Source organism: Halobacillus sp. SY10 (genome assembly GCF_045401165.1).
Lineage (GTDB): Bacteria > Bacillota > Bacilli > Bacillales > Halobacillaceae > Halobacillus > Halobacillus aidingensis.
The window spans coordinates 3,130,727-3,154,538 of record NZ_CP174345.1 but is presented as its reverse complement, the minus strand read 5'-3'; the positions used below and the strand labels follow the sequence as shown (position 1 = coordinate 3,154,538).

20 protein-coding genes and 3 rRNA genes are annotated in these 23,812 nt (G+C 43.8%); 18 read left to right on the top strand and 5 right to left on the bottom strand.

From position 1 onward, the window contains the following. The first annotated feature begins 188 nt into the window (after window positions 1-188). The 5 genes from ACJA3J_RS16170 (at window position 189) to ACJA3J_RS16150 (ending at window position 5,808) form a co-directional block, all read left to right on the top strand. Window positions 189-1,755: ribosomal RNA gene (locus ACJA3J_RS16170) — 16S ribosomal RNA — on the top strand. A 171-nt stretch (window positions 1,756-1,926) separates the two neighbouring features. Continuing rightward, window positions 1,927-4,842 (top strand): 23S ribosomal RNA (locus tag ACJA3J_RS16165). Window positions 4,843-4,933: 91 nt separating this feature from the next. After that, window positions 4,934-5,047: ribosomal RNA gene (gene rrf, locus ACJA3J_RS16160) — 5S ribosomal RNA — on the top strand. Together the 16S, 23S and 5S rRNA genes form the textbook arrangement of a ribosomal RNA operon. A 184-nt stretch (window positions 5,048-5,231) precedes the next feature. Next, complete coding sequence (locus ACJA3J_RS16155) at window positions 5,232-5,501, top strand: hypothetical protein (RefSeq protein ID WP_089650473.1); 270 nt, start codon at window positions 5,232-5,234, stop codon at window positions 5,499-5,501. Between the two features lie 67 nt (window positions 5,502-5,568). Further along, entirely contained in the window at window positions 5,569-5,808 is a 240-nt protein-coding gene (locus ACJA3J_RS16150) for a hypothetical protein (protein ID WP_406944605.1), read from the top strand. Between the two features lie 443 nt (window positions 5,809-6,251). Here ACJA3J_RS16150 and ACJA3J_RS16145 read toward each other — a convergent pair whose 3' ends face one another. Then, window positions 6,252-7,511 (bottom strand): NAD(P)/FAD-dependent oxidoreductase, encoded by a 1,260-nt coding sequence (locus ACJA3J_RS16145; protein ID WP_406944604.1) that lies wholly within the window; start codon window positions 7,509-7,511, stop codon window positions 6,252-6,254. A gap of 103 nt (window positions 7,512-7,614) precedes the next feature. Here ACJA3J_RS16145 and ACJA3J_RS16140 point away from each other — a divergent pair, with 103 nt between their 5' ends. Then, window positions 7,615-9,222 (top strand): oligosaccharide flippase family protein, encoded by a 1,608-nt coding sequence (locus ACJA3J_RS16140; RefSeq protein WP_406944603.1) that lies wholly within the window; start codon window positions 7,615-7,617, stop codon window positions 9,220-9,222. A gap of 18 nt (window positions 9,223-9,240) precedes the next feature. Beyond that, a complete protein-coding gene (locus ACJA3J_RS16135; protein ID WP_406944602.1) occupies window positions 9,241-9,966 on the top strand; it encodes a pseudouridine synthase in 726 nt (241 codons plus the stop codon). Between the two features lie 68 nt (window positions 9,967-10,034). On the opposite strand, the gene ACJA3J_RS16130 is transcribed toward ACJA3J_RS16135, so the two are convergent. After that, window positions 10,035-10,232, bottom strand: a complete 198-nt coding sequence (locus tag ACJA3J_RS16130; RefSeq protein WP_370551134.1) for a DeoR family transcriptional regulator — start codon at window positions 10,230-10,232, stop codon at window positions 10,035-10,037. Between the two features lie 184 nt (window positions 10,233-10,416). Here ACJA3J_RS16130 and ACJA3J_RS16125 point away from each other — a divergent pair, with 184 nt between their 5' ends. From ACJA3J_RS16125 to ACJA3J_RS16105, 5 genes are read left to right on the top strand one after another with little or no spacing between them, the layout of a single operon-like run. After that, entirely contained in the window at window positions 10,417-11,436 is a 1,020-nt protein-coding gene (locus ACJA3J_RS16125) for a potassium channel family protein (RefSeq protein ID WP_406944601.1), read from the top strand. A gap of 2 nt (window positions 11,437-11,438) precedes the next feature. Next, window positions 11,439-12,812 carry a dipeptidase PepV gene (gene pepV / locus ACJA3J_RS16120; RefSeq protein WP_406944600.1) on the top strand — a complete coding sequence of 458 codons (1,374 nt, stop codon included), beginning with the start codon at window positions 11,439-11,441 and terminating at the stop codon, window positions 12,810-12,812. Between the two features lie 18 nt (window positions 12,813-12,830). Continuing rightward, window positions 12,831-14,012, top strand: coding sequence for an MFS transporter (locus ACJA3J_RS16115; RefSeq protein ID WP_406944599.1), 1,182 nt, complete (start codon window positions 12,831-12,833; stop codon window positions 14,010-14,012). Next, window positions 14,009-14,566, top strand: a complete 558-nt coding sequence (thpR, locus tag ACJA3J_RS16110; protein ID WP_406944598.1) for an RNA 2',3'-cyclic phosphodiesterase — start codon at window positions 14,009-14,011, stop codon at window positions 14,564-14,566. Before ACJA3J_RS16115 ends, thpR begins: the two co-directional genes overlap by 4 nt. Window position 14,567: 1 nt before the next feature. Further along, window positions 14,568-15,485 (top strand): NERD domain-containing protein, encoded by a 918-nt coding sequence (locus ACJA3J_RS16105; RefSeq protein WP_406944597.1) that lies wholly within the window; start codon window positions 14,568-14,570, stop codon window positions 15,483-15,485. Here ACJA3J_RS16105 and ACJA3J_RS16100 read toward each other — a convergent pair. Then, window positions 15,472-16,491, bottom strand: coding sequence for an EAL domain-containing protein (locus ACJA3J_RS16100; protein WP_406944596.1), 1,020 nt, complete (start codon window positions 16,489-16,491; stop codon window positions 15,472-15,474). The two genes, ACJA3J_RS16105 and ACJA3J_RS16100, sit on opposite strands and share 14 nt — an antisense overlap. 88 nt (window positions 16,492-16,579) lie before the next feature. Between ACJA3J_RS16100 and ACJA3J_RS16095 the strand changes: the two genes are divergently transcribed. Together ACJA3J_RS16095 and ACJA3J_RS16090 are read left to right on the top strand one after the other, a co-directional pair. Continuing rightward, window positions 16,580-17,509, top strand: coding sequence for a diacylglycerol/lipid kinase family protein (locus tag ACJA3J_RS16095; protein WP_406944595.1), 930 nt, complete (start codon window positions 16,580-16,582; stop codon window positions 17,507-17,509). A gap of 158 nt (window positions 17,510-17,667) precedes the next feature. Further along, the gene (locus tag ACJA3J_RS16090) at window positions 17,668-18,474 is read left to right on the top strand and encodes a phosphotransferase (RefSeq protein ID WP_406946308.1); all 807 of its coding nucleotides are present in this window, start codon (window positions 17,668-17,670) and stop codon (window positions 18,472-18,474) included. Window positions 18,475-19,125: 651 nt separating this feature from the next. Here ACJA3J_RS16090 and ACJA3J_RS16085 read toward each other — a convergent pair. Next, window positions 19,126-19,299: a hypothetical protein gene (locus tag ACJA3J_RS16085; protein ID WP_167355959.1), complete on the bottom strand. Its 174-nt coding sequence runs from the start codon at window positions 19,297-19,299 to the stop codon at window positions 19,126-19,128. 261 nt (window positions 19,300-19,560) lie between these two features. Here ACJA3J_RS16085 and trmB point away from each other — a divergent pair, with 261 nt between their 5' ends. Further along, on the top strand, window positions 19,561-20,205 hold the full coding sequence (gene trmB, locus ACJA3J_RS16080) for a tRNA (guanosine(46)-N7)-methyltransferase TrmB (protein WP_406944594.1): 645 nt from the start codon (window positions 19,561-19,563) through the stop codon (window positions 20,203-20,205). Between the two features lie 69 nt (window positions 20,206-20,274). Further along, window positions 20,275-21,129 carry an MBL fold metallo-hydrolase gene (locus ACJA3J_RS16075; RefSeq protein WP_089650485.1) on the top strand — a complete coding sequence of 285 codons (855 nt, stop codon included), beginning with the start codon at window positions 20,275-20,277 and terminating at the stop codon, window positions 21,127-21,129. A gap of 34 nt (window positions 21,130-21,163) precedes the next feature. Here ACJA3J_RS16075 and ACJA3J_RS16070 read toward each other — a convergent pair whose 3' ends face one another. Further along, window positions 21,164-21,481, bottom strand: coding sequence for a PepSY domain-containing protein (locus ACJA3J_RS16070; protein WP_089650486.1), 318 nt, complete (start codon window positions 21,479-21,481; stop codon window positions 21,164-21,166). A gap of 151 nt (window positions 21,482-21,632) precedes the next feature. On the opposite strand from ACJA3J_RS16070, the gene ACJA3J_RS16065 reads away from it, so the two are divergent. Both ACJA3J_RS16065 and ACJA3J_RS16060 read left to right on the top strand, forming a co-directional pair. Further along, window positions 21,633-22,700, top strand: a complete 1,068-nt coding sequence (locus ACJA3J_RS16065; RefSeq protein WP_115825216.1) for a M42 family metallopeptidase — start codon at window positions 21,633-21,635, stop codon at window positions 22,698-22,700. A gap of 145 nt (window positions 22,701-22,845) precedes the next feature. After that, window positions 22,846-23,346 carry a DUF84 family protein gene (locus tag ACJA3J_RS16060; protein WP_406946307.1) on the top strand — a complete coding sequence of 167 codons (501 nt, stop codon included), beginning with the start codon at window positions 22,846-22,848 and terminating at the stop codon, window positions 23,344-23,346. Window positions 23,347-23,812 lie beyond the last annotated feature (466 nt).

Here is a 23,812-nt window from a genome sequence, read left to right as displayed (position 1 = left end):
CAACAAATTCTATGAAACCTATTGACGATATATAGTCAATTATGCTAGAATTTGATTACTGTCGGTTAAGGCAGTATTTGATCTTTGAAAACTGAACGAACCAACCAGTACGTCAAAACATTTCTTCTTTATAGAAGAAATTTGAAACAAGCACATTCGGTGTGCAAATGAGCAAGTCAAACTTAACTTTTATGGAGAGTTTGATCCTGGCTCAGGACGAACGCTGGCGGCGTGCCTAATACATGCAAGTCGAGCGCGGGAAGCGAGTGGATCCTCATCTGAGGTGAAGCTCGTGGAACGAGCGGCGGACGGGTGAGTAACACGTGGGCAACCTGCCTGTAAGATCGGAATAACCCCGGGAAACCGGGGCTAATGCCGGGTAATACTTTCTTTCGCATGAAGGAAAGTTGAAAGATGGCTTCTTGCTATCACTTACAGATGGGCCCGCGGCGCATTAGCTAGTTGGTGAGGTAACGGCTCACCAAGGCGACGATGCGTAGCCGACCTGAGAGGGTGATCGGCCACACTGGGACTGAGACACGGCCCAGACTCCTACGGGAGGCAGCAGTAGGGAATCTTCCGCAATGGACGAAAGTCTGACGGAGCAACGCCGCGTGAACGATGAAGGTCTTCGGATCGTAAAGTTCTGTTGTTAGGGAAGAACAAGTACCGTGCGAATAGAGCGGTACCTTGACGGTACCTAACGAGGAAGCCCCGGCTAACTACGTGCCAGCAGCCGCGGTAATACGTAGGGGGCAAGCGTTGTCCGGAATTATTGGGCGTAAAGCGCGCGCAGGCGGTTCCTTAAGTCTGATGTGAAAGCCCACGGCTCAACCGTGGAGGGTCATTGGAAACTGGGGAACTTGAGGACAGAAGAGGAGAGTGGAATTCCACGTGTAGCGGTGAAATGCGTAGATATGTGGAGGAACACCAGTGGCGAAGGCGACTCTCTGGTCTGTTTCTGACGCTGAGGTGCGAAAGCGTGGGTAGCAAACAGGATTAGATACCCTGGTAGTCCACGCCGTAAACGATGAGTGCTAGGTGTTAGGGGGCTTCCACCCCTTAGTGCTGAAGTTAACGCATTAAGCACTCCGCCTGGGGAGTACGGCCGCAAGGCTGAAACTCAAAGGAATTGACGGGGGCCCGCACAAGCGGTGGAGCATGTGGTTTAATTCGAAGCAACGCGAAGAACCTTACCAGGTCTTGACATCCTTGGACATCCCTAGAGATAGGGCTTTCCCTTCGGGGACCAAGTGACAGGTGGTGCATGGTTGTCGTCAGCTCGTGTCGTGAGATGTTGGGTTAAGTCCCGCAACGAGCGCAACCCCTAATCTTAGTTGCCAGCATTCAGTTGGGCACTCTAAGGTGACTGCCGGTGACAAACCGGAGGAAGGCGGGGATGACGTCAAATCATCATGCCCCTTATGACCTGGGCTACACACGTGCTACAATGGATGGTACAAAGGGCAGCGAAGCCGCGAGGTGTAGCAAATCCCATAAAACCATTCTCAGTTCGGATTGCAGGCTGCAACTCGCCTGCATGAAGCCGGAATCGCTAGTAATCGCGGATCAGCATGCCGCGGTGAATACGTTCCCGGGCCTTGTACACACCGCCCGTCACACCACGAGAGTTGGCAACACCCGAAGTCGGTGAGGTAACCTTTTTGGAGCCAGCCGCCGAAGGTGGGGCCAATGATTGGGGTGAAGTCGTAACAAGGTAGCCGTATCGGAAGGTGCGGCTGGATCACCTCCTTTCTAAGGATATAACGGAAACGTACTGTGTTGGTTGTTCAGTTTTGAGAGATCAAACGATCTTTCAACTTGTGAACCTTGAAAACTGGATAAGGAATCATTGTCTTCATCTAACGATGAGACAATTGATGACAAGACATCTAATTGAAATTGTAAACGTCTTTTCACGAAGATAGTTAAGTGAATAAGGGCGCACGGTGGATGCCTTGGTACTAGGAGCCGATGAAGGACGGGACTAACACCGATATGCTCCGGCGAGCCGTAAGTAGGCTTTGACCCGGAGATTTCCGAATGGGGAAACCCACTGTTCGTAATGGAACAGTATCCTATACTGAATACATAGGTATAGGCAGGCACACCCGGGGAACTGAAACATCTAAGTACCCGGAGGAAGAGAAAGCAAATGCGATTTCCCAAGTAGCGGCGAGCGAAACGGAATCAGCCCAAACCAGAAAGCTTGCTTTCTGGGGTTGTAGGACACTCCATTGGAGTTATCAAAGAGGAAGATAGGCGAATCGATCTGGAAAGGTCAGCCAGAGCAGGTAACAGCCCTGTAGTCGAAATCTTTCTCTCTCCGGAGTGGATCCTGAGTACGGCGGAACACGAGGAATTCCGTCGGAATCCGGGAGGACCATCTCCCAAGGCTAAATACTCCCTAGTGACCGATAGTGAACCAGTACCGTGAGGGAAAGGTGAAAAGCACCCCGGAAGGGGAGTGAAAGAGAACCTGAAACCGTGTGCCTACAAGTAGTCGGAGCCCGTTAATGGGTGACGGCGTGCCTTTTGTAGAATGAACCGGCGAGTTACGACCGTATGCGAGGTTAAGCAGCAGAAGCGGAGCCGCAGCGAAAGCGAGTCTGAATAGGGCGAGTGAGTATGCGGTCGTAGACCCGAAACCGTGTGATCTACCCATGTCCAGGGTGAAGGTCAGGTAACACTGACTGGAGGCCCGAACCCACGTAAGTTGAAAATTACGGGGATGAGGTGTGGGTAGGGGTGAAATGCCAATCGAACACGGAGATAGCTGGTTCTCTCCGAAATAGCTTTAGGGCTAGCCTCAGAATAGAAAGTCATGGAGGTAGAGCACTGATTGGACGAGGGGCCCCTATCGGGTTACCGAATTCAGTCAAACTCCGAATGCCATAGACTTTGTTCTGGGAGTCAGACCGTGGGTGATAAGGTTCATGGTCGAGAGGGAAACAGCCCAGACCGCCAGCTAAGGTCCCAAAGTGTGTGTTAAGTGGAAAAGGATGTGGAGTTGCTTAGACAACCAGGATGTTGGCTTAGAAGCAGCCATCATTCAAAGAGTGCGTAATAGCTCACTGGTCGAGTGACTCTGCGCCGAAAATGTACCGGGGCTAAACACACCACCGAAGCTGCGGATTGATCTTATGATCAGTGGTAGGAGAGCGTTCTAAGGGCCGTGAAGTCAGACCGTAAGGACTGGTGGAGCGCTTAGAAGTGAGAATGCCGGTATGAGTAGCGAAAAAAGAGTGAGAATCTCTTTCACCGAATGCCTAAGGTTTCCTGAGGAAGGCTCGTCCTCTCAGGGTTAGTCGGGACCTAAGCCGAGGCCGAAAGGCGTAGGCGATGGACAACAGGTTGATATTCCTGTACCACCTCCTTTCCGTTTGAACGACGGGGGGACGCAGGAGGATAAGGAGAGCGCGCCACTGGATGTGCGCGTCCAAGCAGTGAGACGGTCGGATAGGCAAATCCGTCCGGCAACGTCAAGCTGTGATGGGGAGGGAAATAGAGTACCGAAGCTCCTGAGTTCACACTGCCAAGAAAATCCTCTAGTGAGGAAAGAGGTGCCCGTACCGCAAACCGACACAGGTAGGCGAGGAGAGGATCCTAAGGTGAGCGGGAGAACTCTCGTTAAGGAACTCGGCAAAATGACCCCGTAACTTCGGGAGAAGGGGTGCTCCTCTGCCGAGGAGCCGCAGTGAAAAGGCCCAAGCGACTGTTTACCAAAAACACAGGTCTCTGCGAAGCCGTAAGGCGAAGTATAGGGGCTGACACCTGCCCGGTGCTGGAAGGTTAAGGGGATGCGTTAGCTTATGCGAAGCGTTGAACCGAAGCCCCAGTAAACGGCGGCCGTAACTATAACGGTCCTAAGGTAGCGAAATTCCTTGTCGGGTAAGTTCCGACCCGCACGAAAGGTGCAACGACTTGGGCACTGTCTCAACGAGAGACCCGGTGAAATTATACTATGTGTGAAGATGCACATTACCCGCGACAGGACGGAAAGACCCCGTGGAGCTTTACTGTAGCCTGATATTGAATGTTGGTACAGCTTGTACAGGATAGGTAGGAGCCTTAGAAGCCGGAGCGCTAGCTTCGGTGGAGGCGCTGGTGGGATACTACCCTGGCTGTACGGACATTCTAACCCAGGACCGTGATCCGGTCCGGAGACAGTGTCAGGTGGGCAGTTTGACTGGGGCGGTCGCCTCCCAAAAGGTAACGGAGGCGCCCAAAGGTTCCCTCAGAATGGTTGGAAATCATTCGCAGAGTGTAAAGGCACAAGGGAGCTTGACTGCGAGACCTACAAGTCGAGCAGGGACGAAAGTCGGGCTTAGTGATCCGGCGGTTCCGCATGGAAGGGCCGTCGCTCAACGGATAAAAGCTACCCCGGGGATAACAGGCTTATCTCCCCCAAGAGTCCACATCGACGGGGAGGTTTGGCACCTCGATGTCGGCTCATCGCATCCTGGGGCTGTAGTCGGTCCCAAGGGTTGGGCTGTTCGCCCATTAAAGCGGTACGCGAGCTGGGTTCAGAACGTCGTGAGACAGTTCGGTCCCTATCCGTCGTGGGCGTTGGAAATTTGAAAGGAGCTGTCCTTAGTACGAGAGGACCGGGATGGACACACCGCTGGTGTACCAGTTGTTCCGCCAGGAGCATCGCTGGGTAGCTACGTGTGGTCGGGATAAGTGCTGAAAGCATCTAAGCATGAAGCCCCCCTTGAGATGAGATTTCCCTTTGCTTTAAGCAAATAAGATCCCTCAGAGACGATGAGGTTGATAGGTCCGAGGTGGAAGCGTGGTGACACGTGGAGCTGACGGATACTAATGGATCGATGACTTATCTATCTGATAAAAATCATTCGTGAAAAAAGCGTGCCTTTTCAAACAAGATGTTTCCTTATCCAGTTTTGAGGGTTCACCTCAAACTTTATATTGATGTGGTGGTGAAGGCGAAGAGGTCACACCTGTTCCCATGCCGAACACAGCAGTTAAGCTCTTCAGCGCCGATGGTAGTCGGGTTTACCCCCGTGAGAGTAGGACGCCGCCACATCATACGATAACCCTTCAGGAATATCCCTGAAGGGTTATTTATTTATGGATATTAGCAAAACATTTGATAGAATAATAGTATACATAGGATTCATAAGGTTTTAGAGCTGAGCCAACATATGAGCACATGTAAGGGAACTGAAATGGTGAATGGGGAGTTATTTATGAAGGGAAGGGTGTAGGCAATGGCAGAATTGGTAAGGAAAAGGAATACGTTTTGGAATTGGAAGTATGCAGTAATGTTATTATTAATCCCGTTTGGTTTTTATTTAGTATCATTAAAGGAAGAAATCGGTTTTCTTCAACATATTTTCTTTGTAGGGATTATTGTATGGCTCGCATTTGTTGGAGTATTTGGGATCACCAACCGCTACGAAAGGTTAAAAATGTATGGATTCTTATATTTATCTAGCAGTCTTCTTTTCGCTTATTTAGGACTTGTATTTATTTGGTAGAAATTCTTGAGTTTTTTAATATTCCTCGTTATACTGAGTAAGAGAATGTATGTTCGGAGGGACCGATATGCAACTAGTGCGTTGGAGCTACTCGAGAAGGAAAATGGTCCGAGGGTATTTTGATAAGTTTCCGCATTCTACGGTTTATTTCAGACGAATTCGAAGGTTTTATATTGTGTATATGGTGGATTGGGATGAGGTTGATCCTTTTGTTTCTCAGGGGGATCGTGAAGAGATGCAGCATCTTATAAATGAGGAATTAGGTAGATTGAAAGAATATGAACAAAGAAAGTCGAGAAAGGGCTGACGCTCTCTCGACTTCTTTTTATTCTTCCAACCTTATTCATTTTTGCTCCCGGTTGCGGGAGACACAGTTTCGAAATAATTGGGGTTCGTTTGCTAAATTGAGCGTAAGGAAAGGTTGGGAAGCAACTCGCTTTCCAACCTTTCAGGAGAGAAGCGACCCCCTATACTAATATGGGGGGTATTCCACTCCCACCCGGAAGCAGGCATAAAACGCTCTATATCAATAATTCGCAAACGGAATGGGTGCTAATGAAGTTTATATCCCTTCCTTTTCCTTATACATACAAGGTGCTTATTCCGGAAGTGATTTCGAGTCACTGACATGGTAAAGGGGCGTAGCGAAACTTTCCCCGCAGCCCCAAGAATCGCACAAACATCTCGAAATCAAGTATTCAAGAAACCTGTAACTTAGTTTAACAACGTATGGAAGCTAAAGATCTAAAGTTATGCCATGGCTTCCCATGCTGCGTGCATTCCTGCGACCCTGCCGGTGACCATGGCAGAGGTGATATTGTATCCACCTGTATAACCGTGGATATCAAGAATTTCCCCGCAGAAATAGAGGCGTTCCATAAGCTTGGATTGCATGGTGTTCGGGATGATCTCTTTTATTGAAACACCACCGCCTGTGACGAAGGCCTTTTCAATCGGCTGAGAGTCATGAACATGGACGTGGAATTTCTTTAACAATTGAGTGAAATTCCGCAACTTTTCGTTTGAGATGTTGGCAGATTTTTCATCAGGGGATATCTCAGATTTCTCAAGAACAAAATCAAGCAGTCGTTCTGGTACCATCCCTTTGATCACATTTCTAAAGGTTTTCTTTGAATGTTCTTCCATCATCTTTTGAAGTTTGTCTAATAAAACATTTTCTTTCTCATCAGGTAGAGCGTCAATTTCAATGGTTACAGGTCGGTGTCCTTTCATGAATTCTTTGACAACATATTGAGAGCACCTTAAAATGGCAGGCCCTGATAAGCCGAAGTGAGTAAACAACATGTCCATCCGGTGTGTGACGATTTTTCTTCCTTTTTCATTTAACACAGAAACATCGACATCTCTTAGAGAGAGTCCTTGCAATGTCTTGTTTTTAATAAATGGGTCTTTGGAAAGAAGGGGGACCTCCGTCGGGAAAAGTTGGGTAATGGTATGTCCCGCTTTTTTTGCCCATGCGTATCCATCCCCAGTGGAGCCCGTGTGGGGAACAGCTTTTCCGCCTACAGCCAGGATTAGTGACCGGGTTTGGATCTTTTCTTTGGATTTTAAAATGACTTGGTGCTCGTTATCTCCATAATGGATGGCCTCGACGGGAGTTTCTTTACGAACTTCAATATTCAATTCTTCCATACGATTTAAAAGGGCTTGAACTACATCTTTGGCCTTGTTACTGACAGGAAACATTCGTCCGTGATCTTCTTCTTTCAAACCTACACCGAGTCCTTCGAAGAAATCGATGATGTCATAATTGTTGAAAACAGAGAAAGGGCTGTATAAAAACTTTCCATTTCCCGGGATATGTTTGATCACTTCATCTTCTGGAAGGCGGTTGGTGACGTTACACCGTCCTCCTCCCGATATGGCAAGCTTTGTTCCTAGTTTTTTTCCTTTATCAATCAGCAGAGTGTCGACACCTTGCTCAGCTGCAGCGATAGCAGCCATGAGTCCTGAAGGCCCTCCACCAATAACGGTTACTTGGTAAGTCATGGATGTCTTCCTTTCTTGGGTCATTCGTTCCTTGTTCTTCCTTTATCTATGATAAAATAGATGAGGTCGATTCTACAATAAAATTGAAGGTGAAAAGCGAATTATGTCAAAGATACTTAAAGGTACGATGTTATTAACGGCCGGAACATTTTTGTCAAAGTTTCTAGGAATGATTTATACCGTTCCGTTTGAAAATATGGTAGGTACGGAAGGAACAGATCTATTTTCGATTGCTTACGTTCCCTACAGCATATTACTTAGTCTTTCCAGTTTGGGGGTACCTGTAGCTGTCTCCAAGTTTGTTTCAAAGTATAACTCTTTGGGAGACTATGAAACAGGTCGTAAAATGTTAAAAGCTGGTCTGACTCTTATGTCCATTACTGGTGTATTAGCATTCTTGATTTTATTCTTTTCTGCAGAGCAGGTGGCTGCATGGACGATTGGTGAAAACTCTGATCGACTTGGACATGCCACAATGGTCATACAAATGGTCAGCTTTGCACTGCTTGTGATTCCGCCTATGAGTATTACGAGGGGATTCTTCCAAGGGCATGAATCCATGGCGCCTACAGCTGTTTCACAGGTCATTGAACAAATTGTAAGAATTGTGTTCTTGCTTGTTTCTGTTTTTATTATTGTTCAAGTCTTACAAGGGCCTATTCCTCAAGCGGTCGGTTTTGCAACGTTTGCCGCATTCATTGGTGGAGTTGCTTCTTGTATCGTCCTTTATTGGTATTGGAGAAAGCGAAAACCGTTCTTGGATCGCCAATTAGAGGCCCAGGAGTACACGTATGGTTTGTCCAACAAGGAAATGTTCCAAGAGTTGTTCGCTTATGCAGGCCCATTCATCTTAGTGGGGATTGCTACACCATTGTATCAGCTTGTCGATCAGTTTACGTTAGAGAAAGCAATCAAAGCCTCTGGATTGGAGTATAACAATGCTTTTTCGATTATCAATTTCCTGAGTCATAAATTAATTATGATTCCGGTCACGTTAGGACTTGGATTATCGTTAGCATTGTTACCAGCGATCACTCAGGCTTTTACTAAAAATGAGATGAATCGTCTGAATCACCAGATTAACCAGGCACTACAAATCGTCGCCTTATTGATCATCCCAGCTGTCGTCGGTCTTTCAGTTGTAGCTTTTGAGGCCTATGGTACATTTTATGGGGTTGAGGAGCTCGAATATCGGGGAGATCTATTGCGCTGGTATGCGCCAGTAGGATTGTTTCTGGCCTTATATACAGTAACTTCATCCATCCTACAAGGGATCAATAAACAGAATTTTGCTGTCATAAGTCTTGGGACAGGAATTCTACTAAAACTGGGACTGAACTGGTGGCTCATTCAACTATTTGGAGCAAAAGGAGCGATCATTGCCACAGGCATCGGTGTTGCTGCAGCGGTTATCCTTAACTTTGGACGTATTTTCACTTCCATTGAATTTTCTTACCAACAGTTGTTTAAGAGGACGCTGCTTGTTCTGATTTTGACAACGATCATGGCCATTGTCGTGCTCTTTATCAAATGGGTGCTTGGCTTCATTTTAGATCCGATGGAAAGTAGATTGGATGCACTGATCGTTCTGTTCTTCAGTATAGGTGCTGGAGGTCTTGTTTACCTGTGGTTAACCTATCAGACAACATTGCTCGAGCGTGTCTTAGGTGATCGTGTTCGTGTACTGGATAGATTTTTAAAAAGAGGATAAAAGGAGATTTGGTCCAGGATGAGAATTGATAAACTTTTAGCCAACATGGGTTATGGTACGAGAAAAGAAGTGAAAACACTTTTGAAGGGCGGAAACGTGCGAATCAATGGCAACCCTGAGAAAAGTCCGAAAACCCACGTAAATCCTGATGAAGATCTGGTCACGGTGATGGGGGAAGAAGTAGAGTATAGAGAATACATTTATTTGATGATGAACAAACCAGGCGATTTGATTTCTGCGACGGAAGATGCGCATGATCCAACGGTGATTGATATTTTGCAGCCCGAGGACCAGATATTTGACCCGTTCCCTGTTGGCAGACTGGATAAGGATACAGAGGGGTTGTTGTTGATCACGAATGATGGACAGCTTAATCATCGACTAACCTCTCCTAAAAAAGATGTAGGGAAGACTTACTTCGCTGTCATCGATGGAAAAGTAACAGAAGAAGATGTGAGGAAATTCTCTGAAGGAGTCACTCTGGATGATGGATATCAGACCAAGCCAGGGAAATTGGTCATTCTCGAATCCGACGATGTTTCCGAAATAGAGTTGACCATCACGGAAGGGAAATTTCATCAGGTCAAACGTATGTTTGAAGCCGTTGATAAAAAGGTGACTTATCTTAAAAGGGTGATGATCGGCGAACTTGGGCTGGATGAGGATCTTGACCTTGGCGAGTACAGAGAGCTGACAGATGAAGAAATTGACTATTTGATGGGAATCACAAACTTAGAACAGTAAACATCTTTGAATGATCAACCAAAAAAACACCCGGAATCTTTTCCGGGTGTCATCTATATCCTCATCTTCTATGATATTTTGACTTTCTTTTCAGTGATTGTCCATTTTCCACGGTGCGGACTTGATACAAGCCCGTTGTATTCCAAAATGCTTAAGTCCCTCTGCATAGTACGGTCAGTGATACCGAACTCGTCTGCTAACTCATTAGTCGATACTGTTCCCCGGTCTCTAATATAGAGGTAAACAGCTTTGATCCGATTGAGCATGCGGGATGATGGATGATTCAAAAAACCACTCCTTAATCGTCATTGTATGGAACTTGTGGTGCATGTGAATCTCTGAAGTTGGTTTCATTCTACAATAATGAGACGGAACGTGCTACTATAATCGTTTTAATTTACAGATTATTCATCTAATTTACAAAATATTAAAAGTTAGGAGGCTGGTACTATGATTTTACTTCGGAAGATTTTCTTGAAAATGGTAAGAGTAAACAATACTGTACTGTTTACTGCGAGCGCTCTTCTTATTCTTGTTTCCAGTATTTTAATCGTTGTTGTAGAAAATGATACATTCCCAACTCTTTTTGATGGTTTCTGGTGGGTGATGACAACGGTTACAACTGTAGGTTATGGAGACTACTTTCCGGTGACGGTGGCAGGACGTTCCATTGCGATACTATTATATGTCATAGGTATTGGACTTATTGGTATTGTGATAGGAAAAATTATTGATGGCTTAGCCATTTTTCGAAAAAAACGGTTGGAAGGTGATATTGTGTATAAAGAGAGTGGTCATTTCGTTATTATTGGATGGTCTCAAAAAGCCCATTTTGCGGTAAAGGAAATGATGGAAACAAATAAGGAATGCAATATTGTCATCATAGATCAATTAAAAGAAGCTCCGATTCTTACAGAAAATATCCACTACATAAAAGGCGAGGCTTCGGACGAAGATACGTTGGAAAAGGCGAACATTTCTCAAGCAAAAGCCGTTCTTATATTTGCCGATGAGCGAATGGGCAATGAACAAATGACAGATGGGAAAACTCTCTTAATTGCTTCTTCTATTGAAACGGTAGCACCCAATGTTCATACCATTGCGGAAATTATGGAAGAAAAACATGTGAAAAATTTCAAACATGCCCAAATCGATGAATTCATCGTTTCCAATGAAACGATTTCTTCCCTTGCCGTCCGTTCAGCTTTCAGAAAAGGTGTCTCAGGCATCTATGGACAGTTGCTTAAGAGATCGGTGGGAGAAGACTTATATTACATTCCGAAAAAAGGGAACTGGAGAACATATCGGGATGCTTTTCAGTCTTTACTTGATAATGGTGCGACTTTAATTGCTGATCGGAATGATCTAACCATCAATCGCAAATTGGATGAATCTATACCGGATGGGGCAGAGTTATATGCTGTATGTGACAAACCGACATATGAAAAAATTCTAAGTAAAGGAGAATGAGTATGGACTTTCATAAGTTGAGTAAGAATTACGAAAAGGAATATTTAGAGAACGTGATGGAGTTGTTGAAAATTTCGAGTGTTTACGAAGAAGATCCTGTGTATCCCTATGGAAAACCTATTCATGATGCTTTGGAAAAAATGCTGAGTATTGGGGAAGAAGATGGATTTATTACTAAGAATGTAGATGGACATGGCGGCCACATTGAATTTGGGGATGGTGATGAAATCATTGGTGTTCTTGGCCATTTGGATGTTGTGCCTGCAGGAGCCGGTTGGACCACCCCCCCTTTTGAACCGACCATAAGGGACGGCAAGTTATACGCCCGTGGTGCTCAAGATGATAAAGGGCCTGTGATGGCTGCCTACATCGCTATGAAACTTTTAAAAGAACAAGGGTTTGAACCTAAGAAAAAAATTCGTTTAATTCTTGGTACCGACGAAGAGCGAGACTGGAAGGGAATCGATTATTATTTTAAGAAGGAGACGATGCCTTCTCTAGGCTTCACTCCCGATGCATCCTTTCCGGTCATTCATGCTGAAAAAGGATTGTTAGACAGCTACATCACCTATAAGCTACCTGAAAATGAGGGAGAAACAAAGGTAATCTCCGTGCAAGGTGGAGACCGTTTAAATATGGTCCCTGATGAGGCAGCGGCATGGATTGAATCTCCCCTGAATATATACGAGGTTTTTAACGAATATCTAGCCCAACACAAGCTTGAGGGGACAGTAAAGTCTACAGGCGGACAATATGAGGTGAAAGTGAAAGGCATTGCCGTGCATGCAAGCAAACCAGAAGAAGGACAGAATGCCATTACAGCCTTATTACGTTTTCTACAATCCCTTCCGCTAAATGATGAGTACGAATTATTTATACAAAATATGTATAAGGCCTTTGAATCTACAGATGGGGAAGGTTTAAATGTAAAGCAAATGGATGAAGTTTCTGGATCTCTCACTTCAAACCTCGGGTCGATTGCGATGGATGAGCATACCTGTAAGCTCGGTTTCAACCTTAGGTATCCTGTGAGTGCAGATTATTTAGCCATTGATCAGAAATTAAAAGATCTCGCTGCAAAAAATGAGGGCACGTATGAAGTCTTCGACCATCTAGCATCGATTCACCTTGAAAAGGACCATCCGTTTGTCACCACATTGCTTTCTGTTTATAACAACGTCACTGGTGAAGAAGCGAAAGCGAAGACGATGGGAGGGGCGACCTATGCGAGAGCCCTTGATGCAGGCGTTGCTTTCGGGGCCTTATTTGATGATAGCCCGGATACGGCTCACCAAAGGGACGAACATGTAAGAATTTCAGATATGATCAAGGCCATTGAAATCTATGCCGAAAGTCTATATGCATTGACAAGATAAAGAAAGAGGGACCACGTAATGTCCGAACCTTCCAAGGAGAAAACATATCGCTTTATTCAGATGTTTTACTTTTTTACTTTTTTTGCCTTCGGTTCGATTTTTCCTCTATTATCTGTCTTTTTAGAAGAGGAAAAAGGGCTGAATCACACACAAATCGGCATCGTTATCGCAGCCCTCCCCCTGGTCACCATTTTTGTACAACCGGTTTGGGGGATGCTGAGTGATTATACAAGGAATCCTAAACGGTTGTTAATGATCGCTTCCATTTTCGCTTCCGTGCTGGGAATCTTTTATCCCTGGCTGCAATTGTTCCCCGTCCTCTTACTAGGCATCATTTGTATCGCATTGTTTCAATCAGGGATCGTTCCTTTGTCTGACAGCTTATCATTGAATTTTGTCCAACGGAATGGAAAGGAATATGGTAACATCCGCCTTTGGGGAGCCGTTGGTTTCGCTGTGGCTGTATTTGTTTTAGGACGTTTGACAGAAGCGACTGGTTCAATGAATTGGATTTTTTATTCGTTTTCATTAGGATTACTGCTCGCTTTACTGACTTTATTTGAATTTCCAAAGCGCGCCGATGAGGTGACGGTTTCCTTTAGAGAGGGATTAAAGACCTTAATTAAAGAAAAGCCATTCCTGCTTTTTCTTGTATCTAACTTTCTCATCTTTGGTCCTGTCTTAGCGAATAATTATTATTTTGGTACGTTTATATTAGTTGTAGGAGGGACGCTTTCAGGGGTAGGACTTGCCTTTCTGCTTGCCGCTGGAAGTGAAGCACCATTCATGAAGTTCGCTCAAATGGTCATCAATCGTTTTGGCGTTGTAGTTATTATCATTTTCAGTGCATCGGTCTCTTGTTTAAGATGGTTGTTTTATTATTTTGAACCCTCTAGTACAGTCGTCTACGCAACGACGATTGCCCAGGGGGTTTCCGTGGGACTCTACATACCCGCTGCTCTCATCCTGGTTCGGGAATTGGCGCCGGACGATGTAAGGGCTACGGCTGTGGGCTTATATTCAGCTGTCGGAAACGGACTTGGGAATGCTTGTTTTACATTCGTTGGAGGATTGGTGATTGATCTTTACAGTGTGTCGTTCATGTATGGTGTGTTTTCTTTCGTGACTTTTATAGGAATCATCATTCTCCTGGTCGTTAATAAAATGGTTCAACCTGAAATGAAGGGGCGTATGGCATGAGTCATTATTTTATTGGTATAAAAGTCCATTCTGAGATTAGTGAAAAATTGATGAACTGGCAATCCATTCTGAGAGAGACAATGAACTATAAAGATTGGACGGCGAAAGCAGATTTGCATGTCACATTAAAGTTTCTCGGTAGTTGTTCCGATGAAAGGATTGAACGATATGTCCAACGTTTGAAAAATGAAAGCTGGCCTTCTGAGTATTCTTTAACTGTGGGTCCGGCTGGTTGTTTCGGTGATCAGGAGCGACCGAGGGTTTTCCATGCACAAGTGGAGAAGGCACCTTCCTTGTTGGAAACAAAAGAAAAAGTGGATGGGATTGGTGAAAAGTTAGGTTTTCAAAAGGAAAAACGCGAGTTCAATCCCCATATCACATTAGCGAAAAAGCAGGCAGAAGGGGTCTCCCCATTAATGGAGGCTTCCGAGGACTCTGTCCTTTTTGAAACGTATGAAATGGTCGTGAACGAATTTTCCATTTTCCGAATCCATCCTGGAAAGCATCCAAAGTATGAAACAGTTGCGACGATTAAAGGTGGTCAGAAGATTTAATATGGCACAATTGATTAAATTAAATGATTATATTTCCAGATATGAAACAAATATCTATCAGTATCCCAGCCAATATGTAAAATTAAAAAGTGATCATTGGAATAAAATGAAAAAACGGTTCGAACAAGGTTGGGTTGAAAAGCCAATCGAACATGGCAAAAGAATAGAAGAAGAGGAGCAGAAAGGGATTAAAAAGTTTTTTAAAAAGAAATCGAAAGAAGAAGCGGAGGAATCCATAAAAAATCCTTTGAGCGAAGATGATTTTCCTTCCTCAACGGAAGAATTAAAACAATACTACTTAGATGGTTTAATTCCTTTTCAGTTGAAATGGGCGACGACTACTTTAATGGAAAAATCATTTCTGGATCCCTCTTACAAGCAAAATTCTGACTTGAAGTATTTTTTACAAAGGTTTCCGGATACTTTTCTTCTTATGTTTGAACCTGTTGTGCAAATGAAAAACGCAGAGGTGGAGATCGACCATCTGCTTATCGGTCCATCTGGTATTGAAATCATCTCTCTCCTCTCTCACCCAAACGGCGAATCCATTCATCCTACTTCAGAAAATAGCTGGAATATTGAAAAGGAGGGGGTGCAAAGCAAGGTGTTGAGCCCGATGCACTCCCTCCGCAGAACAGAAACATTTGTAAAAAGTGTACTGAATAAATATCAATTGGACTTTCCATATCGCAAAGTCGTCTTGTCTAAAAATATGCGATTTGTTTCGGAACAAGTTCCCTATAGAACCGACTGGATTGGTAAAGATCAATATACCACATGGTTTCATGAGAAAAGGGCGTTAAAATCTCCATTGAAGCATGACCAATTGAAGGTAGCAGAAGCTTTGTTGAAACATTGCAGGACAATCGCTGTTAAACGCCCGGAATGGGACATGGAAGACAGTTTTACGGAAGGATGAATTCCTTTTCCGGGACAGCCTGTGGCTTTCCGATGTAGTAACCCTGGCCAAAATCAACACCTAATTGTTGAAGCCATTCCCATTCTTCTTGCAATTCGATCCCTTCAGCGAGAACATGGATGTTCAACTGTTTTGCTCGTTCCATCACTTCGAATAGAAAAGCTTGATTGTTTCCATCCGAATGACAATTTTGAATGTAAGAACGATCTATTTTCAAATAATCCGGTTGAAGCAGACTGAGCATCTCTAATGTGCTGTAACCGGAGCCGACATCATCCAATGCCACTTTCATTCCCGACGCTTTATAGGTTTCGAGGATGGATTTTAAATGTTCCACATCATCGATTTTTTCTGTTTCAACGACTTCAAAAACAAGATCTTCTGGATCAATGTTAAATTCTTTAACGATTTGGAACGTGTGCTTCAAGCAAAATTCCGGTACATAAATCGTCGATGGTAGAAAGTTGATGAATATCTTATCTCCCGCATTCAGATGTTCTGACTTTGCTTTTACCGCTGTTCTGCGTGCTTTTTGATCAAGCATGGATTGGAGACCAGAGCGGCTGGCATATGAAAATAATTCGCCGGGTGGTACAGAAAGGTCTTTCGTCCGAAGTAGAGACTCATATCCGTAAACGCGGTTGTTCTTCATGTCAACAATGGGCTGTAAGTGTGATTGAAAAGATCCGGAATGGATCAACTCCGCTAATTCAGGGTATTGCAATCTTTCATATAAATGTTGAATAGAAATCGGAAATGATTGAGAGTTTTCGGTATTGAGAATATGTACCCAATAATCTGGCGTTGAACCTTCAAACCAATCCACCAGAGCAAGTCTTAATTCATCTTTATTCTTATAGCTATAAACTTTTGCCTTCGGACTTTCATAGGTGAGACGAAGTGGAAATTCCTTTCCTCCTTGATGAGGATGTATGGAGTTCAAAACTAATGCTCCCTGTTCTGGAATAAATACAGAAGTACCACAATATTGACAATCCTTTGCCAAAGTATACCCCTCCTTTTTTACTAATAGTATACTAGAATAATAGGAACGTTGTATAATGATATGATCACATAGGTAGGAGAAATGTCTCATGTACATAATGATTGTCAATCCAGTAGCTGGTAATGGTAAAGCAATGAGCCTGTTTCGGCGCATACAAAAAGAACCGCTATATAAAAAAGAGAATTGTCGGTCATTCCTAACTGAAGAAACCGGGCATGCAGAAAGACTGGCCCTTCAAGTGACCAAAATCCATCATGAGTCTTTGAAAGGGATTATTGTCCTTGGAGGGGATGGTACGCTCCATGAAGTCGTGAATGGAATAATAAATTATTCTGAAACTCCTGTTTGTTTTATACCAGCGGGTTCAGGGAATGATTTTGCCAGAGGGATGTCCTTGAAGAAGCGAGGATTAAAACTTTTTCGATCCTATGTGAGAAACCCAAAGAAATCAAAGGTCTATCTTGCAAACTACAGTCTTAATAATAGGAAGAAGCATGGAAGGCGTACGTTTATGAATAGTATCGGCTTTGGGCTTGATGGTGTGGTGGTAGCGGCAGCCAATCAGCAAAAATACCGCTCATGGACAAAAAGGCTTCATATAACTAAACTTACTTATCCTCTTGCTCTTCTGCGATCCATATCGAAGGCCAAACCCATCCAATTTGAGCTTTCTCTTGATGGGAAACAAATGAACATCCATCAAGCCATGATGGTGACCATAACCAATCATCCTTATTATGGTGGTGGAATGAAGATTGCCCCAAAGGCGAACATAAACAGTAAAGGGTTATCCATCCTTGTAGTCAAACCGATATCTAAAAAGAAGCTGCTGGCCATGTTGATCAGCGTATTTTTTGGTCTGCATACAAAGATGAAGGAAGTGGAAGAATGGAAAGCTTCCTCTGTGCATATAAGCTCGGGACAACCGCTCCCTTTTCAAGTGGATGGTCAAAATGGCTCTTGCTGTGATTGCAGCATCAAGAAAGCGGAAACATCGACAACATTCTACTTGGATTGATAGATATCTCTTGAAAGTTGACAGATTGATGGGTTAATCTAAAATAAGGTAACTGTTGAATCGGTATCATGAAAATTTTGGATCATTACCAAAGTACGATATACTAGAACAACAAACAAAGTCGTGATTCAATCACAAGAGGATTTGAGGAATTGAAGGTGAAATGGTTGGAACATATTCTTGGTAGTAATTGGACGATAACACCAGCAGGCGGTTCGACAGGAGAAGCCTACTACGCTCAGACCGAAGGGAAACGTTTATTCTTAAAACGTAATTCTTCCCCCTTTTTAGCTGTTTTATCTGCTGAAGGTATTGTGCCAAAGCTTGTATGGACCAAACGGCTTGAGAACGGAGATGTAATTACAGCACAGGAGTGGCTGGAAGGACGCGAACTGAAGCCTGAGGAGATGAAACATAGACGTGTGGCAAACCTTCTTAGCAAAATCCATCATTCCACAGAACTTCTTGATATGCTCATGAGGCTCGGAAAACATCCGTTAACACCAGATGAAGTACTGAGAGATATAAAAGAAAACCAAAAGGTTCTGGATCAAGTAGATCCCCGGATCGAAATTCATCAAGCCATCAAGTTTTTAGAAAAACACGCTCACCATGTCCACCATGATGTACACGTCGTTTGTCATTGCGATACAAACCATAATAATTGGTTGTTGTCTTCCAAAGACCAGCTTTACCTTATCGACTGGGATAACGCAATGGTAGCAGATCCAGCTCTTGATCTTGGAATGCTATTGTATAATTATATCCCCGAAGATCATTGGAAGGTATGGTTAAAAGAATATGGAATCTACCCTGACTCTCATATGTTTGAACGAATGAAGTGGTACTCTGTATCGCAGGCCCTGGCTTTCATTCAATGGCATCAAATGAGAGGCGAATACGATGAAGCTTCCATTCGGACCGAGAAGCTGAAAAAAATTATGAAAAAGCATGAAATCATATAAAAAAGTTCCATCTGAATTTTATTCAGATGGAACTTTTTTAAATTTCATATTCAACTAAATGGCAGAATTGTGGAAGACTCGATTTCGAGACTTTTCGGGGTTCGTTTGCCGTGTGGAGCGTCAGGGGTGGTTGGGAAGCCACTCGCTTTCCTGCGGGGATGACGGCAAGCCTCCTCGTGCTTCGCACTGTGGGGTCTCGCCAGTCAATCCATTCCCGCGGGAGTCTCGCAGCTTCCCAACCACCCCATTCCATGAAGGTGAGAAACGAACCCTGCTACTGTGTGGGGGGGGCTTCCACTATCCTTGTGTTATATTCATAAAGCGCTACATAACAAGCTTTCCGCACCCAGAATAGAGTGTCTGCAAGTTCGTACCCTCCATTAAATCTGTGCATAAAAGCAGCTTATTCTGGAAGTGGTTTCGAGACACTTATATGGCAAAGGGGCGGAGGGAAACGGTGAGACTCCTATGGGACGTGTGGGACAGGTGAGACCCCGGAAGGCGTAGCCTGAGGAGGCTCACCGCCCGCCCCATGGAAAGCGAACCTTTTCCCGCAGCCCCTAAACTCACACAAAAGTCTCAAAACTGAGTCTTCCAGAAAAGGGAGCGTTAGTGGAAGAGGAGAGGGTTGGATGTGAAAAAAACCGATGCTTACGCAACGGTTTTTTCTGTAGCTGGTGTATATTTTAGTTTCTTTTCCTTTACTTCAGCGCTCATCGTTTCTGATAATTTTTCAAAAGGGTATATAAATAGTGCATAACCTGCGAATAGGACAGAGAAAACAGCCAATACAGTCAGTTCAATCGCTTTAGAGATCATTTTCATAATTTCGATCATCACTCCTGTTTATTTAATAATGCACGATTCTAATACTATATCAGTAAGCGCTTACAACCCAACCCCATAAACCATTCATATTTCGAAATTTATCGTTGATAATCATATTGATGCATCATTAGCTCATGCATTGTCTTATATAAACGAGTTAGATCTGTTTTTCCTCATATAACAAGGAAAACGAGAAAAATTTTTATTTTTAGCAGCTTCGTGGTACCATTTTATCGATAAGAAGGAGGAATCCAATACATGCGTTTAAGAAATAAACCGTGGGCCGATGACTTTTTAAGGGAAAATGATAAAGTTGTCGTCCAACAACCGTTTGATATGAAAGGACAATGGAAGGAGCTTTTCGATAACCAAGAGCAGCCCTTGCATTTAGAAATAGGTTCAGGTAAAGGTCAGTTTATTGCTGGTATGGGGAAACAGCATCAGGATGTTAACTTTGTCGGGTTGGAATTCGTGAAGAGTGTGATTGTCGGAGCGGTCAAGAAAGTCCTGGCAGCTGAAACAACCAATGTCCGTATGGTCAACGAAAATGCCAAAGACCTAAGGGATTTGTTTGAAGATAACGAAGTGGATCATATTTACTTGAACTTTTCAGATCCATGGCCGAAGAATAAACATGAAAAACGCCGGTTGACTTTCCATACGTTCCTAGAACAGTATAAAGCCGTGTTGAAGGAAGAAGGACAAGTGACATTGAAGACAGATAATAAAGGGCTCTTTGAGTATTCTCTCGTCAGCTTTTCAAATTTCGGTATGATACTGGAAGATGTCTCCGTTGACTTGCATGCAGATGAAGACCCTTTAAATGTGGAGACAGAATATGAGGAAAAGTTTTCTGCAAAGGGACAACCCATCTATCGTTGTACGGCACGTTTCCCTATATGATACCGTTTTCATTAGCTCTAGTTATTATGATAAACTAGAGCTATCTTTGTTATTGGGAGGAGATTGCCGGTGGAAAACCTGAAAGTGGGACGAGCTTCATTGACGTGGTTGAATGGTGGGGTGACTCACATGGATGGAGGAGCGATGTTCGGAGTAGTTCCGAAACCTTTATGGAGCAAAAAATATCCCGTGAATGAAAACAATCAAATTGAATTGCGAACAGACCCGATTTTGTTAGAGGTTGATGGGAAAAAGATGCTGATCGACTCAGGTATAGGCAATGAAAAGATGTCAGATAAGCAGAAGAGGAATTTTGGAGTTTGGGAAGAGTCATCCGTCCTCCGTTGTTTAGATAGCTTAAATATCAAGCCGGAAGAGATCGACGCATTGCTTATGACTCATATGCATTTTGATCATGCTTGCGGAATGACGAGGTGGGAAGAGGATCAGCTCGTTCCTACTTTTCCTAACGCTACCATTTATACGAGCGAAGTGGAATGGCAGGAAATGCGCCATCCGAACATGAGGTCAAAGAATACGTATTGGCAAGCAAATTGGGAAGCGGTCGAAGGAAAGGTACATACGTTTAAAGATTCGTTTGATTTGCTGCCTGGTTTGAAGATGATTCATACAAGTGGCCATAGTAATGGACACTCGATCATCACTTTTGAAGATGGTGATGATGTATTCATTCACATGGCAGACCTTATGCCAACTCATGCTCATCAAAATCCACTCTGGGCCCTTGCGTATGATGATTATCCTGTAACTTCTGTGCATGAGAAGAAAAAGTGGATGGAGTATGGCTATCAACGTCGTGCTTGGTATGTTTTTTACCATGATGCCATATACAGAGCATTGAAATTTGATGAGCAAGGACAGATCCTGGACAAGCTAAAGGAAAGAGAACATCACTATCAATAAAAAAATACCCTCGAGTACGAGGGTATTTTTGTGTTTAAGCTGTAGTTTCAGCAACGTCAACAATTGTTCCTGTTTCCGTATCGATGTAAAATTCAAATTGAGATGTTTCGCCGTCCTGGTTTTTTGAAATGCCTCCACGGTACACATCGTAATTAATTCCGTTTTTGTTCAATTCTTCTGGCTTCATGTAAATCCATGAGCCACTGATCGGTCCTTGCTTTTTAAAAGCTTCTTTAGCAATTTTTAATGCTTTTTCAGGAGTCACTCCTTGGCCGTTACTTAATTGCTCTTTTACTACGTAGCCTGCCAATGCTCCTACACCAGCTGCTATTGCGACTTTTTTCCAGTTCATCAACCAATCACCTCACAACTTATTTCTAATCTCCAGTATACTAAATATACCCGATAAAAGGAAATCAAAACTTATAAACATGACTCATTTGTAGAAACGTTTTCAAAATTCCGTTAAACTATGGAAAGAAGGAAAAAAAGGAGATGTACATATGAATCAAGAAACGCAAAGTCTTTTTAAAACATTGACCGAACTCCCAGGCGCGCCTGGGAATGAACACCTTGTCCGTCAGTTCATGAGGCAGGAACTTGAAAAGTACTCAGATGAGATTGTACAAGACCGTTTGGGTGGCGTTTTTGGGTTGAAGAATGGAAAAGGACCTACCGTTATGGTAGCAGGCCATATGGATGAAGTAGGATTCATGGTTACTCAAATTACCGATAACGGCATGCTTCGCTTCCAAACCCTTGGAGGGTGGTGGAATCAGGTCATGCTTGCACAACGTGTTCAGGTTATGACAGAGAAAGGCCCTGTAGTAGGAGTAATTGGCTCCATCCCTCCACATAACTTGACACCAGAACAACGGAAAAAGCCGATGGAAATTAAAAATATGCTCATTGACATCGGTGCAGATGACAAAGATGATGCTAAGGAAATTGGTATAAAGCCAGGGCAGCCGATTGTCCCGATTTGCCCGTTCACTCCAATGGCTAATGAAAAGAAAGTCCTGGCAAAAGCATGGGACAACCGTTATGGCTGCGGCCTTTCCATCGAGCTTTTAAAAGAATTGCAAGGAGAAAAGCTTCCAAACAAGCTTTACTCAGGTGCTACGGTTCAAGAAGAAGTTGGACTGCGGGGGGCACAAGTAGCCGCTAATATGATCCAACCAGACATTTTTTATGCGTTAGATGCGTCTCCTGCCAATGATATGAGCGGGGATAAGAAGGAGTTTGGCCAGTTAGGTAAAGGGGCACTCCTAAGAATTCTAGATCGTTCGATGGTTACACACAGAGGGATTCGTGAATTTATTCTAGATACTGCTGAAACCCATGATATTCCTTATCAATATTTTGTTTCTCAAGGAGGAACGGATGCCGGAAGAGTTCATATGGCGAACGACGGGGTTCCATCCGCGGTTGTTGGTGTATGTTCCCGTTATATCCATACATCCTCTTCTATTATTCATGTGGATGACTATGCTGCAGCGAAAGAACTCCTGATTCAACTGGTAAAAACAACAGATCAAAACACCGTGGAACAAATCAGAAGAAATGTGTAAGAAATAGAAGTCACACCAGCTGATTTCAGCCGAAGTGACTTTATGCTAAAATTGGTGAACAGGTCCCATTGATCTTGTATGAAGTCCTCAATCAAGAGAGATAATGGCAATAAACGGCTAGAGAAGGAGAAAGGTGCTCGCTATGCTGAAAATTTATGTGGGATCCCAAAACCCTACGAAAATTGAATCCGTAAAAAGTGTATTTCCGGAGATGGAAGTCATCGGAATGGAAGTAGAATCGAAAGTTGCAGCTCAACCTTTTTCTGATGAAGAGACATTAGAAGGGGCGATCAATCGTGCGAGAGAATGTGCATCTCAAAACAAAGCTCATATAGGAATTGGACTTGAAGGTGGAGTCATGGAGATTGGAGATGACCTTTACTTATGTAATTGGGGGGCACTAGTAGACGGTAAAGAAAACGTCTACACCGCGAGTGGTGCTCGTATCCTACTCCCTGATGAAATTAAAGCAGGGTTGGAAAAGGGGAAAGAGCTTGGAGAAGTCATGGATGAATTTACGGACAAACACGATGTAAGAAAAAACGAAGGGGCCATCGGTATTTTTACGAATGGTGTCATTCACAGGGAAGAAATGTTCACCCATGTAGTGAAATTATTAAAAGGACAGTGGTCCTATGATCAATAAGAAAAGGATGCATCTTTATTAGATGCATCCTTTTCTTATGTCTTACAGTTTATTGTAGATAAGCTCCCTTTTCTGGAAGACTCAGTTTCGAGATAACCGGGGTTCGTTTGCCGTATTAGGAGTCAGGGATGGTTGGGAAGCTACTCGCTTTCCTGTGGGGGAGCGCCGAGCTTCCTCAGGCTATTGCCTTGCGGGATCTCGCCTATCTCCTTCTCCCACGGGAGTCTCGCAGCTTCCCAACAACCCCATTCCATATAAGGGAGAAACGAACCCCTATACCGAGAAGGAGTTTCTCCCACCCTTCTCTCCTAAGCATGCATAAAGCGCTCTGTATCAAGCTTTTACGTTGTGAATGCCAGCTGTGGAGGGGGGGATATTATCCACTTCCCTCAATCATACAAGCTGATTTTTTCAGAAGTGGTTTCGAGAATCTTCCATGGCAAAGGGGCGGAGGGGAATGGGGAGA